The 16809-nt window shown below is 42.5% G+C and carries 14 protein-coding genes and 1 pseudogene; 8 read left to right on the top strand and 7 right to left on the bottom strand.

The genetic code is table 11. The annotated features are described in order from the left end of the window. Positions 1 to 178 precede the first annotated feature (178 nt). Complete coding sequence (locus PGRAN_RS06345) at positions 179 to 841, bottom strand: class A sortase (protein WP_036065969.1); 663 nt, start codon at positions 839 to 841, stop codon at positions 179 to 181. A 522-nt stretch (positions 842 to 1363) separates the two neighbouring features. Here PGRAN_RS06345 and ltaS point away from each other — a divergent pair. The 7 genes and pseudogenes from ltaS (at position 1364) to kdpDN (ending at position 10678) form a co-directional block, all read left to right on the top strand. After that, positions 1364 to 3337 (top strand): lipoteichoic acid synthase, encoded by a 1974-nt coding sequence (ltaS, locus tag PGRAN_RS06340; protein WP_036065968.1) that lies wholly within the window; start codon positions 1364 to 1366, stop codon positions 3335 to 3337. 133 nt (positions 3338 to 3470) lie between these two features. Continuing rightward, positions 3471 to 4709, top strand: coding sequence for a dicarboxylate/amino acid:cation symporter (locus PGRAN_RS06335; protein ID WP_036065967.1), 1239 nt, complete (start codon positions 3471 to 3473; stop codon positions 4707 to 4709). A 419-nt stretch (positions 4710 to 5128) separates the two neighbouring features. Next, positions 5129 to 5206: a K(+)-transporting ATPase subunit F gene (gene kdpF, locus PGRAN_RS17745; protein ID WP_077914608.1), complete on the top strand. Its 78-nt coding sequence runs from the start codon at positions 5129 to 5131 to the stop codon at positions 5204 to 5206. Between the two features lie 20 nt (positions 5207 to 5226). Next, positions 5227 to 6900 (top strand): potassium-transporting ATPase subunit KdpA, encoded by a 1674-nt coding sequence (gene kdpA, locus PGRAN_RS06330; RefSeq protein WP_036065966.1) that lies wholly within the window; start codon positions 5227 to 5229, stop codon positions 6898 to 6900. Between the two features lie 12 nt (positions 6901 to 6912). Continuing rightward, positions 6913 to 8944 (top strand): annotated as a pseudogene (gene kdpB, locus PGRAN_RS06325) (potassium-transporting ATPase subunit KdpB). Positions 8945 to 8956: 12 nt separating this feature from the next. Further along, positions 8957 to 9511, top strand: a complete 555-nt coding sequence (gene kdpC / locus PGRAN_RS06320) for a potassium-transporting ATPase subunit KdpC (protein ID WP_036065965.1) — start codon at positions 8957 to 8959, stop codon at positions 9509 to 9511. Between the two features lie 15 nt (positions 9512 to 9526). Next, a complete protein-coding gene (gene kdpDN, locus PGRAN_RS06315) occupies positions 9527 to 10678 on the top strand; it encodes a KdpD-like non-kinase potassium sensor (RefSeq protein WP_036065964.1) in 1152 nt (383 codons plus the stop codon). Between the two features lie 52 nt (positions 10679 to 10730). Here the strand turns inward: kdpDN and PGRAN_RS06310 are convergent, their stop codons facing one another. The 3 genes from PGRAN_RS06310 to PGRAN_RS06300 are packed head-to-tail and all read right to left on the bottom strand — an operon-like array spanning position 10731 to position 13294. Next, positions 10731 to 11384, bottom strand: a complete 654-nt coding sequence (locus PGRAN_RS06310; protein WP_036065963.1) for a TetR/AcrR family transcriptional regulator — start codon at positions 11382 to 11384, stop codon at positions 10731 to 10733. Between the two features lie 15 nt (positions 11385 to 11399). After that, positions 11400 to 12569, bottom strand: a complete 1170-nt coding sequence (locus tag PGRAN_RS06305; protein WP_036065998.1) for an ABC transporter permease — start codon at positions 12567 to 12569, stop codon at positions 11400 to 11402. Then, positions 12569 to 13294 (bottom strand): ABC transporter ATP-binding protein, encoded by a 726-nt coding sequence (locus PGRAN_RS06300; RefSeq protein ID WP_036065962.1) that lies wholly within the window; start codon positions 13292 to 13294, stop codon positions 12569 to 12571. The genes PGRAN_RS06305 and PGRAN_RS06300 overlap by 1 nt, the downstream gene beginning before the upstream one ends. Before the next feature lie 220 nt (positions 13295 to 13514). On the opposite strand from PGRAN_RS06300, the gene PGRAN_RS17740 reads away from it, so the two are divergent. Continuing rightward, a complete protein-coding gene (locus tag PGRAN_RS17740) occupies positions 13515 to 13652 on the top strand; it encodes a type I toxin-antitoxin system Fst family toxin (protein WP_222712969.1) in 138 nt (45 codons plus the stop codon). Positions 13653 to 13778: 126 nt separating this feature from the next. Here PGRAN_RS17740 and coaA read toward each other — a convergent pair whose 3' ends face one another. From coaA to PGRAN_RS06285, 3 genes are all read right to left on the bottom strand, one after another. Continuing rightward, positions 13779 to 14699: a type I pantothenate kinase gene (gene coaA, locus PGRAN_RS06295; RefSeq protein WP_036065997.1), complete on the bottom strand. Its 921-nt coding sequence runs from the start codon at positions 14697 to 14699 to the stop codon at positions 13779 to 13781. Positions 14700 to 14776: 77 nt separating this feature from the next. After that, positions 14777 to 15619: a TIGR03943 family putative permease subunit gene (locus PGRAN_RS06290; RefSeq protein ID WP_036065961.1), complete on the bottom strand. Its 843-nt coding sequence runs from the start codon at positions 15617 to 15619 to the stop codon at positions 14777 to 14779. A gap of 16 nt (positions 15620 to 15635) precedes the next feature. Continuing rightward, on the bottom strand, positions 15636 to 16661 hold the full coding sequence (locus PGRAN_RS06285) for a permease (RefSeq protein ID WP_036065960.1): 1026 nt from the start codon (positions 16659 to 16661) through the stop codon (positions 15636 to 15638). Positions 16662 to 16809 lie beyond the last annotated feature (148 nt).

The raw sequence follows: 16809 nt of genomic DNA, 5'->3' as shown, positions 1-16809 counted from the left end.
AATTACCTCTTTATTCATTGTCAACTATCCTTGCCACCTTTTATTTAAGTTACTACTTTAGCTACCCATATAATTGGAAATTTTTAAAATTAGTCATGATCTATTTAACGAAAATGAATTTCTATAGAAAACGCCCAGCATAGAATTAACATTCCATGTCAGGCGCATAAATGAAAACTTATTTAAAATACTTATCCTCTTTCTCTTTCGTCAGCTTCTCTGTTGAAACTAACTTCCCAATCGCGACAAAGCGCTGATCGGTTTCAGTGGCAACATCGCACGTAATCAACGTGATCTGAGGCTCTTCCGTATTGTCGATCACGCTAACTTCTGTATCTTTAATGATTTCTGTTTTCGTTACCTCATACGTGTAAAGGTTCTTCAAATCGGTCAGATACACCTTGGCGCCTTCCTTTACGTTCATCACTGGTCCAAATAGCATCGAGCCGTTACGCATGTGATGTCCAGCAAGTGGATAGTTTCCTTTTCCCATCACCTGATCCGCGCGCATCGTCGTTGCACCGGCAAGCAGGTTCGCTGTATTCGTCCCTTTTAATACCATCAGACTAAGATCTACACTCGGAATCGCAATCGAACCAACGACCGCGTTCTTGTCGTAATCTACAGCTCCTTTGGCAACGGATGTCATCGATGGTAATTCGACACTCGCAAAATCAAAGTTGGCGTCTCTGTTATTATTTTTTTCAATCGTTTCTGCACTGTAATTCGTCACGGAGTCCCGCTCGCTTAGGTACTTCACAACCCCGCTCTTAATAAACGGCGAAAGTACGAGAAGCAACCCGATAATTAAAATGATAATAGCAATCGTTTTCTTCAATATTTATTCCTCCTTGCTGTTGTTCCTATTATATAGTAGCTTCTGCTCTAAAAGCAACTATGAAAGGCAAAAAAAGCCCGTTAGCCTCGGACAAAATTTGTTAGGGGCGCAGTGAGAAACCTCTTTTGATTTTTTTGTGGAGGTTGTGAAAACTTTGAGGGACTCTCTTCTGTAGCTGGTTTCGTAAAACATCAAAATCAAAATACCGAACGCAGTCAGCAAAATACGCTTCATATGCGTCTCAACTTATACGTAGTAAATACATCTTTTTAGCGTGGTCTATAGAACAGATTATTTGTCAAAAGAAACCGCCATAAACCTTGATGAAAGCCAATTCCTAAACCATATCAGCCTCTAGACTCATGTTTTTTAGTTTTCACTTTTGTTAAAGTTATGTTACTATTAGGTTAACGTGGGTTTGGATTTAGCGTAATGCTTTTTACATATGAAACCCAGTTTTTTTTATTCTAATTAGACAATCAAAGAACTATACTTGAATTAGTAAGTATTTAGGAGAGGTGAATTATGAAAGATTGGAAAGATAAAGTCCTCCGTTTTTTAAGTAAGAACTACGGATTTTTTATTCTAGCCGTCATTCTATTTTGGCTAAAAACGTATATTGCTTATCAAACAGAATTTAACCTTGGTATTGAGAATGCCATGCAACAATTTTTACTACTTATCAACCCGTTGAGCTCGGCTGTGTTCTTTATGGGACTGGCTTTATTCGCAAAAGGTAGACGCTCATTTGTCTGGATTATCATTATTGATTTATTGCTGACCATCGTCCTGTTCGCGAACATGGTGTACTACCGATTCTTCAGCGATTTTATTACACTACCGAACATTAAAGAGGCGTCAAGCCTTGGGGAACAAAGTGGCAGTATCGGAGCTTTAATGAACTGGACCGATGCGCTTTACTTCTTGGATATCATTTTCCTGATTGGATTACTTGTTTTCCGAGTTGTAAAACCAAATAAAGAAGCGCGTATTCGTGCTCGCAAAACCGTAGGCGTTCTAACGCTAGGTGTGGCAATGTTCTTCGCCAACTTAGGTCTTGCGGAAATCGATCGTCCGGAACTGCTTACGCGTACGTTTGACCGCACATATATCGTGAAATATCTCGGGATGACAAACTTCCAGCTGTATGACGCTGTAAAAAGTACACAAAATTCAACGCAACGTGCCCTCGCTGATAGTAGCGACGTCAATGAAGTCTTGAACTATACGAAATCAAATTATGCCCAGCCTAACCCAGAGTATTTTGGCAAGGCGAAAGGCAAAAACGTGATCTATCTTCACTTGGAGAGTTTCCAACAGTTCTTGATTGGCTATAAGCTTCACGGTGAAGAAGTCACACCATTCATCAACTCGTTCTTTAAAGATAAGAACACGATTAGCTTCACGAATTTCTTCCATCAAACTGGGCAAGGGAAAACATCGGATGCCGAAATGATGCTAGAGAATTCTTTATTCGGACTTCCACAAGGTTCTGCCTTCTCTACAAAAGGTAAGAACACGTATCAATCTGCACCTGCCATTTTAGGCCAACAAGGATATGATTCAGCGGTTTTCCACGGGAACTATAAGAGTTTCTGGAACCGTGATGAAATTTACAAGCAATTTGGCTACAACCATTTCTTCGATGCTAGTTACTATGACATGAACGAAAAAGACGTTTCGAACTACGGTTTGAAAGATAAGCCGTTCTTCCAAGAGTCCGAGAAATATATCGAAACTTTGAAACAGCCGTTCTATGCGAAATTTATTACACTAACGAACCACTTCCCGTATCCAATTACACCGGAAGAAGCGACGATAGCACCTGCTGAGACTGGTGATTCATCTGTCGATAGCTATTTCCAAACGGCTCGCTATTTAGATGAGTCTGTGAAAAGCTTCGTGCAGTACTTGAAAGATGCTGGTTTATATGAGAATTCGGTGATTGTTATGTACGGTGATCACTACGGTATTTCTGACAACCATGCGCAAGCGATGACCAAAATTTTAGGAACCGATTATGACGCGTACCAAAATGCGCAAGCACAACGCGTACCATTTATGCTTCATGTACCGGGCGTCAAAGGTGGCGTCAATGAAACGTACGGCGGCGAAATCGATATGTTGCCAACACTGTTACACTTGCTTGGTACCGATACGAAAAATTACGTGCAACTAGGTAACGATTTGCTTTCTAAAGACGTGAAACAAGTCGTACCATTCCGAAACGGTGACTTCATAACGCCTGCTTATTCCATGATTGGCGGCAAGTTCTACAATCAAAAAACAGGCGAAGAAATCACAACTGAAACGGATGCCATGAAAGCTACAAAAGACAACGTCGCGAAAGAACTTGAGCTTTCCGATGAAGTTTTACAAGGCGATCTGCTTCGTTTCTACACACCAGAAGGCTTTAAGAAAACCGATCCTTCGAAGTACAACTATAATAATAAGAACAAAGCGACAAGCACAGATTCAAACTCTACAGAATCAAATTAACGTCAGAAGCCTCCGATTTCTAAGCACGCTTTAGATTGGGAGGCTTTTTCTTTCGCATTTATTGCAAAAAGCGCTTCCCTTTCACGCTTTAAAATGCTATTCTAGAAAAAGATAAGGGGAGGTTTTACTACATATGAAAGTACTAAAAAATTATACATTCAGTTTATTCTTAATCGCCGGAATTATATTAGGTGGTGCAGCTGGTCTCATTTTTGGGGATAAGACAGCTGTAGTTAGACCTATCGGGGAAATATTTTTGAATCTCATGTTTGTCGTGATTGTACCACTTGTTTTTCTCAGCGTCTCTTCTGCAATTGCCAATATGCAGGGCATGAAGCGTCTTGGGAAAATTATGGGGACCGTTTTTGCGGTATTCTTTTCAACGGCTCTAATCGCTGCGGTCATCGCTTTCATTGGGACAACGATTTATAACCCGCTACAAGGTGTCGATATGACGCACATTATTAAAAACTTGCCCGCAGCACCGGAATCAGTGAGCTCCGGCATTGGTGAAACGCTCGTCAAAACGTTCACAGTGCCTGATTTCTTGGACTTATTCTCTAAGTCTAACTTATTGCCTCTGATCGTATTTTCTATCCTGCTAGGGCTTGCTACATCGATGGCTGGTTCCAAAGGAAAACCTGTTGCAGATTTTTTAAACGCAGGAACTGAAGTCATTTTAAAAATGGTGAAAGTGATTATGTTCGCCGCACCAATTGGTCTTGGTTGTTACTTTGCAGATACAGTCGGTAAACTTGGACCACAAATTATCAACGGGTATTTGAACTCATTCTTGCTTTATTTAGCACTAGCGGTTATTTATTTTTTCGGTGCTTTTACTTTGTACGCATTTATCGCGGGTGGTCGACTTGGTGTGAAGGTTTATTGGAAAAACGTGATTACGCCTTCGATTACAGCGATTGCAACTTCATCCAGTGCTGCTTGTATTCCTGTTAATTTACAAGCTACGAAAAAAATGGGGGTACCGGATGATATCGCAGAAACTGTTATTCCTCTAGGTGCAAACACGCATAAAGATGGTTCTGTCATGGGCGGTATCATCAAAATCATCTTCTTGTTTACCTTATTTGGTAAAGACATGACTTCGCCAATGAGCATTCTAGCCATTCTTGGCGTCGCCTTCCTCGTTGGAGCTGTGATGGGCGCCATTCCAAGTGGTGGTATGACAGGTGAACTAATGATTTGTGCGGTGTTTGGTTTTAATCCGGAACTCGTGGGAACCATCATGATTATTAGTACGATAATTGATATACCTGCAACATTACTAAACTCAACCGGAAATACGGTTTGTGCGATGCTCGTCAGTCGATTTGTGGAAGGTAAGAATTGGCTCTCAAAACAGTTTGCATAATACGATCTATTGAAAGTGAAACGCAGTTGTATGCTGTGCTTCACTTTTTTATTTTGGCCAAATGCTAGGTCCCTCCTCACTTTGAAAAAACTTTTAATATTATGGTTTACTTTTCTCAAAAATAGGAGTATGATATGTCGCATAGCTCAGAAATAGAAATAATAGTTCACTTTATGAAGTACTGGTATAACTAGCGTTTCCCGTTTTTTTGGCAGCTATTTTGCGTTTTAAAATCGATTTTCAAACAATTTCATATGCGTGAACCACAGGATACAGAACCTGTATTTCGCGACAGGAAAAGGGAGATGGAATGATGCTTTGTACGGCCCCTTACTTGTGATCCGCGGATGGATATCTGGGGTGTTTTTTTATTGGGGACATGATGAATAATAGCGTAAAAGCTTGAGGGAGGAGTTAAAATGATTGCAATGCTGATAATTGCGATTTTGTTACTGGGTTATTTAGTCTATGCGCTCGTTCATCCAGAGAAATTTTAATTAAGGGAGATATGGAGACAATGGAAATTTTACAAATTGTTGTTGTCATTTTGATTTTATTTTGTATCATCAAACCGCTCGGAACTTACATGTACCACATTTATGCGGGGGCACCGGCAAAAGCAGATCGTTTTTTTGGAAAGCTGGAAGCCGGTATTTATCGGCTAGCGGGATTGCAAGATCGTCCGGGAATGACTTGGAAGCGTTATGCGATTTCTTTGCTACTCGTCAATGCGATTTTGATGATTTTTGGCTTTTTGGTCGTTTTTATGCAAGGTATTTGGGCAAATCCTACCGGCCTAAAAGGGCTTGATCCAACGCTTGCTTTTAATACGGTTATCAGTTTTATGACAAATACGAACCTACAACATTACAGCGGGGAAACGGCGTTAACTAACATGACGCAAATGATTTTTATTACGATGATGATGTTTACGTCTGCTGCGAGCGGGATTTCTGTTGCGATTGCATTCATTCGTGGGATTACGAGTAAAGGCCAAACGCTGGGTAATTTTTATGAAGATTTCACGAGGACCATCACACGGTTGCTCTTGCCTTTTTCCTTTGTTTTAGCTATCGTTTTGGTGGGGCTTGCGGTGCCACAGACTTTAGCGAGCTCGCAAACGTTGACAACGCTTGAGGGCGTAAAACAAACCCTTGCACTTGGACCTGTAGCATCTCTTGAAGCGATCAAGCATTTAGGAACGAACGGTGGTGGGTTCTTCGGTGCTAACTCGGCACATCCATTCGAAAATCCAACGCCGATTACAAATGTGTTGGAGATGCTAGCAATGTGGTGTATCCCTGCTTCACTTACCTACACATATGGCCGTTTTGCTAAAAATCAAAAGCAAGGCTGGGTTATTTTTTTCGCGATGTTTGTCTTGTTTATCGTTTTTCTTGGGCTGATTTTCATGTCGGAGAAAGCCGGTAATCCGGTGTTAACTGGGCTCGGGGTTTCCAATGCGCAAGGCAGTATGGAAGGCAAAGAAATGCGCTTTGGACTCGGTGGTTCGACGCTCTTTAGTACGATTACAACGGCGGCCACGACTGGATCGGTGAACAATATGCATGACACGTTGACGCCGCTCGGTGGTATGGGAACGCTAGCCTTGATGATGCTCAATGTCGTATTTGGCGGTGATGGTGTCGGCTTAATCAACATGTTGATGTACGCGATGCTCGGTGTATTTTTATGCGGGCTCTTGATTGGGCGCACCCCCGAATTTCTTGGTCGCAAAATCGAGCCGAGGGAAATGAAGCTAATCACCCTGACACTGCTCGTTCATCCAATAATTATCTTGGTTCCCACAGCCGTAGCATTGCTTACAACACTAGGAACTGAAGCCATTTCTAATCCTGGTTTCCATGGCATGACACAAGTTTTATATGAATTCACTTCTTCTGCTGCAAACAATGGCTCGGGTTTTGAAGGGCTTCAAGATGATACCCCGTTTTGGAATTTGACGACTGGAATCGTGATGTTTTTAGGGCGCTATGCTTCAATCGTACTATTACTGGCCGTCGCCGGTTCAATGACAGCAAAATCGTTTATTCCCGAAACCATCGGGACGTTCAGAACAGATAATGGCTTGTTTACAGGGATTTTAGTGATGGTCGTGCTCATTATCGGCGCCCTGACCTTCTTACCTGTCCTCGTACTTGGACCAATTGCAGAAAGTTTAACTTTATAGGAGTGTATAAAAATGGAGAAAAAAAACGTCTTATTTAATCGAGAAATGATGCTCACTGCTATAAAAATGAGCTTTGTAAAATTGAATCCGGTAGTCATGATGAAAAATCCAGTTATGTTTGTTGTAGAAGTTGGAACTTTTGTTGTACTGTTACTTCTTTTGTTTCCGCAGTTTTTTGGTATAACAGGAGCATTTGGATACGAGCTGACGGTGTTCCTTATTTTATTCGTCACAATTCTATTTGCAAATTTTGCGGAAAGTTTGGCAGAAGGTCGCGGAAAGGCGCAAGCCGATTCACTTAAAAAAACGAAGCAAGATACGGTAGCAAAATGGATTCAAAAAGATGGATCTGTGAAAGAAGTTCCGGCGTCCACGCTGCATAAAGGAGATATTGTCCTCGTTGAAATGGGCGATTTGATTCCGAGTGATGGGGAAATTATTGAAGGGCTTGCATCGATTGATGAATCGGCGATTACTGGTGAATCTGCACCTGTTATTAAAGAGAGCGGCGGTGATTTTGCCTCGGTTACTGGTGGAACAATGGTTCTTAGTGACGCTATTAAAGTCCGGATTGAAAGCAACCCTGGTGAGTCCTTCCTTGACAAGATGATCTCCATGGTCGAAGGGGCTAAACGTCAAAAAACGCCGAATGAGATTGCGCTCACCATTTTGCTCATTACGCTGACCGTTATTTTTATGATTGTGGTCATGACGCTGTATCCAATTGCGCGTTTTAATGGCGTCCTGTTGTCGATTCCAACGCTGGTAGCACTGCTAGTTTGCCTTATTCCAACAACGATTGGCGCCCTCCTTTCTGCGATTGGAATTGCGGGAATGGATCGGGTGACACGTTTCAATGTACTTGCGATGAGCGGAAAAGCCGTGGAAGCAGCTGGGGATATTAATACCATTATTTTAGATAAAACGGGCACCATCACGTTTGGAAATCGGATGGCGAGTGAGTTTTTGCCGGTCGGTGGTCATACAATGGCCCAGGTCGCCGAAATCGCTGCGATTAGTTCGTTAAAAGATGATACACCAGAAGGGAAATCCGTGTTAGCTTTGGCTAAACGACTGGAAATCACCTACCCTGACAATGATTCGCAGATCGCTCAGGAAATCGAATTCCAAGCAGAAACGCGAATGAGTGGTATTACCTTAAAAGACGATCGTAAAATCCGTAAAGGGGCCTCCGATTCGATTGCTCGCTGGGTAGAAGGTTTGGGTGGTAATTTGCCTGCTGATATGCAAGAAGTTGGAGATAGTATTGCACGGCTTGGCGGTACGCCTCTAGCAGTCTCTGTCGACGCCGAAATTTACGGTTTTATCTATCTGAAAGATACAGTCAAACCCGGTATGCAAGAACGGTTCGCTCAACTGCGCAAAATGGGAATCAAAACGATTATGTGTACAGGAGACAACCCATTGACAGCGAAAACAATTGCCGCGGAAGCCGGAGTCGATGATTACATCGCCGAATCCAAACCAGAGGACAAAATTCAAGTAATCAAAGATGAGCAAGCACTTGGCAAACTCGTCGCGATGACTGGCGATGGCACGAATGATGCACCTGCACTTGCTCAAGCCGATGTTGGTCTTGCGATGAACTCTGGAACAATCGCTGCAAAAGAAGCCGCGAACATGGTAGATTTGGATTCTGATCCAACAAAAATTATCGAAGTTGTTTCGATTGGAAAACAGCTCTTAATGACGCGCGGTGCCTTGACAACATTCAGTATTGCCAATGACATTGCCAAATATTTCGCGATTATCCCGGCGATGTTCGCCATTGCCATTCCGGCGATGAACCAACTAAATATAATGCAATTGGACTCCCCTACTAGCGCGATTATTTCTGCACTCGTTTTTAATGCTGTCATCATTCCGATCTTGATTCCGCTCGCGATGAAAGGCGTCAAATACACGCCAATGAAGGCAAGTAAGCTACTCCAAAAAAAACCTGTTCGTCTACGGCCTCGGCGGCGTCATTGCCCCATTTTTCGGTATTAAAATAATTGATTTGGCCGTTTCGGTCTTCATATAGGAGGGAAAAAAGATGAAAGCACTACGTTTATGCCTTGTCTTCATCGTTATTTGCGGACTTATTTACCCACTCGCGACAACTGGCGTGGCCCAAGTTCTTTTTCCAAAGCAAGCTAATGGTTCGCTAATCAAAAAGGATAAGAAAATCATCGGTTCCAAATGGATTGGACAAAACTTCTCATCGGCTAACTACTTTCATGGTCGCGTCTCTTCTATCAAAAATGATGCGAGTGCAAGCGGTTCTCTAAATTTAGCAGCTTCGAATCCAGCCCTGAAAAAGCGCGTCGAAGCATCTATTGCACAGCTTATGAAAGATAATTCCACCATGGATCGCACCAATATCCCGGCAGATTTAGTAACAAACTCCGGGTCGGGTCTTGATCCTGATATCTCTGTCGCCAGCGCGAAATTGCAAGTAGCGCGCGTTGCCAAGGCAAACCATTTAGAAGTTGCCACGGTTTCTAAACTTGTAGCGGACTGCACAGCATCACGCTCTCTCGGTATTTTTGGTGAGCCACGTGTAAATGTTTTACAATTAAATTTAGCCTTATCAAAATTACATGACTAAGGAGGTCGGAAGCCTATGACCGATGATGGTAATTTTTCCTTTCGCCGCAAGACTCCCGAAGAAATCCTTGCCGAAATTGAACGTCTGAAAAAAGGCAAACTCAAGATTTATATTGGCTCCGCGCCGGGCGTTGGTAAGACATATCGCATGCTCATCGAAGCCCAAGACATGAAAAAAGAAGGGCTCGATGTCGTGGTCGGTCTAGTAGAAACGCATAATCGCGAAGAAACGAAAAATATGATTGGAGATCTGGAAATCATCCCGCTAAAATCAATTCCATACAAAGGTAGTACTTTTCATGACCTCGATGTGGATGCCATTATTCGTCGCAATCCAGATGTTGTCCTTATTGATGAACTCGCGCATACCAATATTCCTGGTTCCAAACATGACAAGCGATATCAAGATGTGTTAGATATTTTAGATCATCGCATCAACGTCCTGACAGCCGTCAATATTCAGCATTTGGAAAGCTTGCATGATGCGGTGCAAACCATTACTGGCGTGAAAGTACGCGAACGCATTCCCGATCATCTTTTAGATACAGCAAGTGAGGTCATCCTGATCGATGTCTCCGCAGAAACACTCCAAAAACGGCTTCGCGATGGGAAAATCTATGCCATCCATAAAATCAATCAATCACTCGAAAATTTCTTTACACAGCGCAATCTATCCGCACTCCGCGAAATGGCATTACGCGAAGTCGCCGATGATGTTGATGATAAGACTCCCGAAAAGGAGCCCAAACATCGTGCCGCTGCTATGAACGAAAAAATACTCGTCTGTATTAAAAATGATGACAACGCTGAAAAACTGATCCGTCGTGGCTGGCGAATCGCGAATAGACTGCGCGCAGAACTCTTTATTCTCACCGCAATACCTGGAAATTTTAGCGATCTCGATCCGCATACCCGCAAGAAATACGACACCTGGAAAAAGCTAGCCAAAGAATTCAACGCGCATTTTATAATTGAGTCCAATCATAGTCGCAAGATTTTCAGTGTCATTACAGATGTCGCAAAAACACATCATATTACGCAAATCATTCTTGGTCAATCCGTCAAAACGCGCCTAGAAGAACTGACAAAAGGCTCTGTCGTAAATGCCATTATGCGTGAAACAGACGGAATCGATATTCATATCGTCGCCGATTCAAGAAAAAACTGATGACAAAAAGAAGGATGCATCGCCCTATATTTGCTGGCAATGCACCCTTCTTTTAACTTATACCATTCAATATATACGTGACAGTTCGCTCGATTTCCGCATCATCATCCCAATCGGCTTTTGGCATAATCATAAACCGCGTCATCAAAAAACAAACAATATTCGTAATCAGCGCCCGCATAATCGTACTATTTGGCATATCGTTAATCTCCCCGCGTTCTTTAAAAAAAACAATAACCCGATCAAACTGCCCCTTCACATGCACCATAAAAACCTTTGAGAATTGCTCCCGCATCTCATCATGATATAACAGTTCCTGCATATAAATCTTGATCACCTGATTATTCTCACGTACAAAATCAAACCGATTCCGCACAAGTTCCGTTAAGAAAGCCCTAAAATCTGGATACTCCTGCTCAAATACCTCCGCCACAAAAGTCCTAGCCAAAAATGGCGCGACACTATCAATCATGATCGGCACAGTGATCGACGTTAATAAATCTTTCTTTGTCTTATAATGTCGAAAAATTGTACCTTCTGCAACACCAGCGCGCTTCGCAATCTCACTCGTTGAAGTCGCCGCAAAACCACGTTCAGCAAACAATTCAATCGCAGCCGCTACAATTTTCCGCTGCTTATCGCTCATTTTTTTATCCTGTTCCGCCACCTCAAGCATCTGCGTCAAGATATCGTTATTTTCAGCCATTACCACCATTCCTTTCTATATTTTACGATATTTTTTCAGTGCAAAAATGTTTAAAATCATGAAAACGAGCGCAAATCCAAGTAAAATATAGAAATCCGTCGCAAAACCACCGAATCCTTCGCCTTTTACCATGATCGATGTCAATGCATCCGCGCCATAATAAAGTGGCATAATGTGCGCCACCCACTGCAACCAATCCGCCATTCCTTCTAGCGGAAAGATACCACAAAACAGCACTTGTGGTACAATCACAATCGGAATAAATTGCACAATTTGAAACTCATTATTCGCAAATGTCGACAGCAGAATGCCAAGTGTCAATGCCACCATTGCTAACATCAGCGTAATCAGTAAAACATACCAAATCGAGCCCATTTGTACCATATTCAGTACGTGAATCGAATAAAGCGCCACGATAATGGACTGAGCCAAGGCAAATATCCCAAAACCGAGCAAATATCCCGTTTCCAGCTCCCACCGCTTAATCGGCGTCGCCATCAACCGCTCTAAAGTCCCCGTTGTCCGCTCACGCAAGAACGAAATCCCTGCAATCAAAAAGACAAAGAAGAATACAAAAAAGCCAATAAAAATCGGTCCAATCGTATCAAAAAACGTTGTATCCGCGTCACCATATATATATTCCGTCGAAATCGATAGCTGTTGCTGTTCTTTTGGAATCGGCAAATTCACCGTCGGGATGTCTAACAGCTGACCCGTTTGTGCCGTGTATTGTTTCGCAACCATCGCTAATGTCTGCTGTATCTTCGCACTCGCTTCTTGCATCGACACGCCTAGTTGCTTCATCGCATCTTTCTGCTCCGCCATCAAAGCCGCCTGCAATTTCATCTGAATCTGTTTGCTAACACCTGGATCACTGTTCTCAAATGTTAAATTCACATCCGCGCCATCCTGCCTAATAAATGCGTCCAGCCCGTCCGACTTGATGGTCCCCTTCACATCACTCACCGAATCATATTGCTTCACCGTCATATCCGTGTCCTTCAGCTGTGCCACCATCTCACCTGACACGCCTTCCACACCGACTTTCGGATCCACCGCATTTCCATCAAATAAATAATTGATCAACGTAATCAAAATAAGCGGTGCAATAAACATCAAAGCTAACGTCCTTTTATCCCGTCGGAACTGATTCGCAATCCGCCTTACAATCGCCATCACCCGCATCATGACTGCACACCTCCAAATTGTAAAAAGGCATCTTCTAATTTCCCCGTTGCCGTCTTCGCTTCCAATTCTGCCGGCGTCCCAACCGCTATAATTTTACCATCACGCACCATCGCCAACCGGTCGCATTTTTCCGCCTCATCCATAACATGCGTCGTCACGAGAATACATTTTCCTTCGCCCTTCAGCATGTCCAGTTCTTCCCAAATCGATTTTCTAAGCTCCGGATCAATTCCAACTGTCGGTTCATCCAAGATCAGCACATCAGGGTCCTGCAACATTGAAATAGCCAATGACAGGCGCCGTTTCATGCCTCCCGAATAATCGCTGACCTGCTTATTCAACTCTCCCTCTAGATTCACCAACTTCGCCGCATAGGCAATCCGTTCCTTGCGCTTCGTTCCTTTTAGCGAGTATAAAGCCGCAAAAAATTCCATGTTCTCCTTCGCCGTTAAATCAATATAAAGCGCATCAGACTGGGCCATATAGCCAATATTAGCGATTACACCAAGGTTCGGCATACGCTTATCAAGAACCGTAACATTCCCCGAATCTCCTTTTTCCATCCCAACAATGACCTTAACAAGCGTCGTCTTTCCCGCACCAGAAGGACCGATCAACCCAAAAATCTCACCCTTCGCCACTTCTAGTCCAATATCCGCAAGAATCTGTTTCTTCCCAAACGACACATTCAGATCTGCCACACGAATCGCTGCATCTCCCATTTCAAAAAACCTCCTCCAGGTTCATTAAAAACACCTCATCACAATAATGAGTGATTACTCACTTTTATTTTACATCAAAAAAATAAAATGTAAAGAAATAAGTGAAATCAGGGTTAAAAAATCACGAAATCAATGAAAAGGCAAAGTTACCAGAAAGGCTTAATTTTATGCCATCTGCGTGCTATAATTATAGAAGTCGTCAACCTTCTAGCATGCTTTTATGAAGGAGGTGTATCTATTGATTCTGATTTTTTCCACACTTATTGCTCCGATTCTTGTTGGGATGACACTCATGACCTACAAGTACTGGTTAGAACATCGGAAGCGTGAGCGGCCACAACGACGATCAAAGTTCTAATCCAACAAAAAAAAGCCCCGATATCTTTAGCCGAGAGTCGGGGCTTTTTGTGTATCTACTGATTCTTTTTCCTAAATTCATCTTAACACATCTCTTTTTTTTTTTCAATCTTTTTTTTGCTGGATGTTATTTGCGCAGATACACATCTGAAATAAGATGATCCGCACCCTTTTTCAAAATAAGTTGCGCTCGATATTTCGTTCCCTCAATATTTTCTTTCAGATTCACGCCATTAATTTTATCCCATGTTGCAAGCGCAAACTGGCGCGCTTCTTCTTCGCTGATTTTTGTATAGCGGTGGAAATAGGAGCTTGTATCTTGAAAAGCGGTCTCGCGTAGCATGAAGAATCGCTCCAAATACCAGCGCTTGATTTCCGCCTCCTCTGCATCCATATAAATCGAGAAATCAAAGAAATCACTCGGAAAAACGGCCTGCTCTGGGTCGACCTGTAACACGTTAATTCCCTCCACGATGATGATGTCCGGCTGACTAATAACACGTGTCTCCTCCAAAATATCATACGTAAAATGGGAGTATAACGGCACCTCAACATCAGCTTTATTACTCTTCAAATCACTTAAAAAAGCCACAAATCGGCTCCGATCATAACTTTCTGGAAAACCTTTGCGCTCCATCAAGCCCTTTTCCTCTAGCACAGCATTTGGGTATAAGAAACCGTCTGTTGTGATCAGCTCCACTTTTCGCGTCTTCTGGAACCAGCGATTCAGCATGATTTTAAGCACCCGCGCTGTCGTACTTTTACCAACCGCCACACTTCCAGCAATCCCAATAACAAATGGGGTATGTGTCGCGTGTCGCTTCAAATATTCCATTTTTTCGCCGTGAATGAAGATTTGCTCATGGTAATGGATCGCTAGCAACTTCACAAGTGGCAAGTATATTTCTGCGATATCTTCTAATGATATACGATCGTTTAAACCTCTGATGTCCTCTAGCTCTTCCGCCGATAACATCTGGTCTTTACTTACTTCCAGCTTACGCCAATCCTCACGCGGAAAGTGAAAGTAGGGTGAATAATGATTCATATTCATTCCCATCCTTCTTTAGGTTTGTTTTCGTTTTCACAGGTTTAAGCATACCGCATGTGAACCATTTCCGCAACCTAATATTTGCGATAGACATAGACATCTTTTGGTTTTGGAATTTCACCGTATTTGGTCACCTTCACAGCAGGAATGTCCATTTTAAAAGGAGCGTAGTATTCTTGCTCAATAACGCCACTCACTTTTACCCACGTATCATTGCTGAGATCATTTTCCCCATCAGGCATGTGTACAAGCATCCCATAAACGCCCGAATCCGCAACACAATGAATAATTCCAAAGCGAAATACAAATAGGTTGGCGCCCTTCGTCACTGGATCATTATACACAAAACCAGTAAATTCAATCTGCTTCCCTTCAAATTCCCCTGGATAACTATAAATAATTTCCATTGTCATCAAATAGTTCGCGTCTGTCACCTTGATTGGATTATCATGAATGATCTCCGCCTTCTCTTTGGCAATCATTTTCTCATAATCCGATTTACCAAAATAACCACTCGTATCTGGCTTCAAAAATTGGTTCATCGCATACGGATCATCGCCCGCCGCATTATTTTTCGGAAAATGAAATCCTTTAGCGTCCACAATCGTTGAATTAAGCGTGGCAATCGGGAACATAAAGCCTGCCACAAGCGGATAAACAAGAAGCCCATACACTAAAATCTTTTTCCAAAACGTATTTTCTCCATCATGCGTGTGCCCCATATGCGTGTGATCCTGTACTAAATCCTCATCGCGGAAAATCATGATTAATTGCACCAAGCCGAGCAAAAATGCAGCAATCATCGCCGCTTGTGACAAATAAGAATACTTCATATTGATATACTTGCTAATATCGCCCGTCACATGCAGTTGCATCAAGTAGAAGGCGAATCCGAATAAAATAAAAACACGAAACATAAAAAACGCCCTCCTCCTATATTAGTAATGCATAAATAAACACGGTAATCGTAACACCAATCACGATAAAAGCAACAAACTTCGCTTTAAAAGTCGCCAACATCATCATCAAATTTTTAATATCTAACATCGGACCAAAAACAAGGAATGCAACGATCGATTGTGTTGAGAAAACGCTACGGAATGAGGCACCAATAAAGGCATCTGCTTCGGAACAAAGCGATAAAACAAACGCCAATACCATCATGAGTAGAATCGATAACACAGGTCCATGCCCAATCGAAACGAGCGTCGAAGTTTTAATATATGTCTGCATCACCGCTGCCAGTAATGCACCAAACACGAGAAATTTCCCGACGGAGAAAAACTCATCGACAGCATGTTGCAATGTATGCCAAACCTTCTCTTTCATTGGCATTTTGGCGTTATCCTGCTCGTGATGATGCGCGTGATCGTGGTGCTCTGCCTCCTCATGCGGCATTGTATGCGTAGATCCAGAAGCCATCATCCCGTCCATGCCTGCAATCGCGAGTACTTGTGGCGACGCCTCCTTTTCCTTTCGTTCACTTGCCGTTTCATACAGCATGAACTTCTCTTTTAACCCCTCACCTTTATAAAAATAAGCAATCGCGTTTCCTACAACCATCGCGACGACTAGACTCCCTAAAACACGTAACAGTGGCACTTCCCATGTACTACCAAACGCCACGTACGTCGAAAATAATACGACTGGATTGATGATCGGCGCTGTTAGCATAAACGCGATCCCAGCATGAAGTGGTACCCCTTTTGCGATCAGGTTCCGGACAATCGGCACAATTCCGCACTCACACGACGGAAATAATACCCCGATAACCGAACCAACAATCACCGCTAAAAATCGATTTTTCGGCATAATCTTAGCAATAAAAGCTTCGGAAATAAACATTTGAATGAAGCCTGCAATAAAAACACCAATCAACACAAACGGCAGCGCCTCAATCATAATCGAAATAAAAATCGTATTCATTTGTAAAAAAGAATCTGGTAAATTTTGAAACATGTGTTCACTTCCTTGCTCATTTCAGTTTTTTGCTAAGCTAACCTCTTGATTTTATGCTTCTTGCAGAAAGAAATCAAGTTGTATGAGCAAAAAATAGATAGAACCGGAAGACAAAAACAAAGATCGCGAACAAAACCAGTATGGTCTG

Origin of the sequence: Listeria grandensis FSL F6-0971, assembly GCF_000525835.1 — a bacterium.
GTDB classification, from domain to species: Bacteria; Bacillota; Bacilli; order Lactobacillales; family Listeriaceae; genus Listeria_A; species Listeria_A grandensis.
This window is presented reverse-complemented; position numbering and strand designations above follow the sequence as displayed.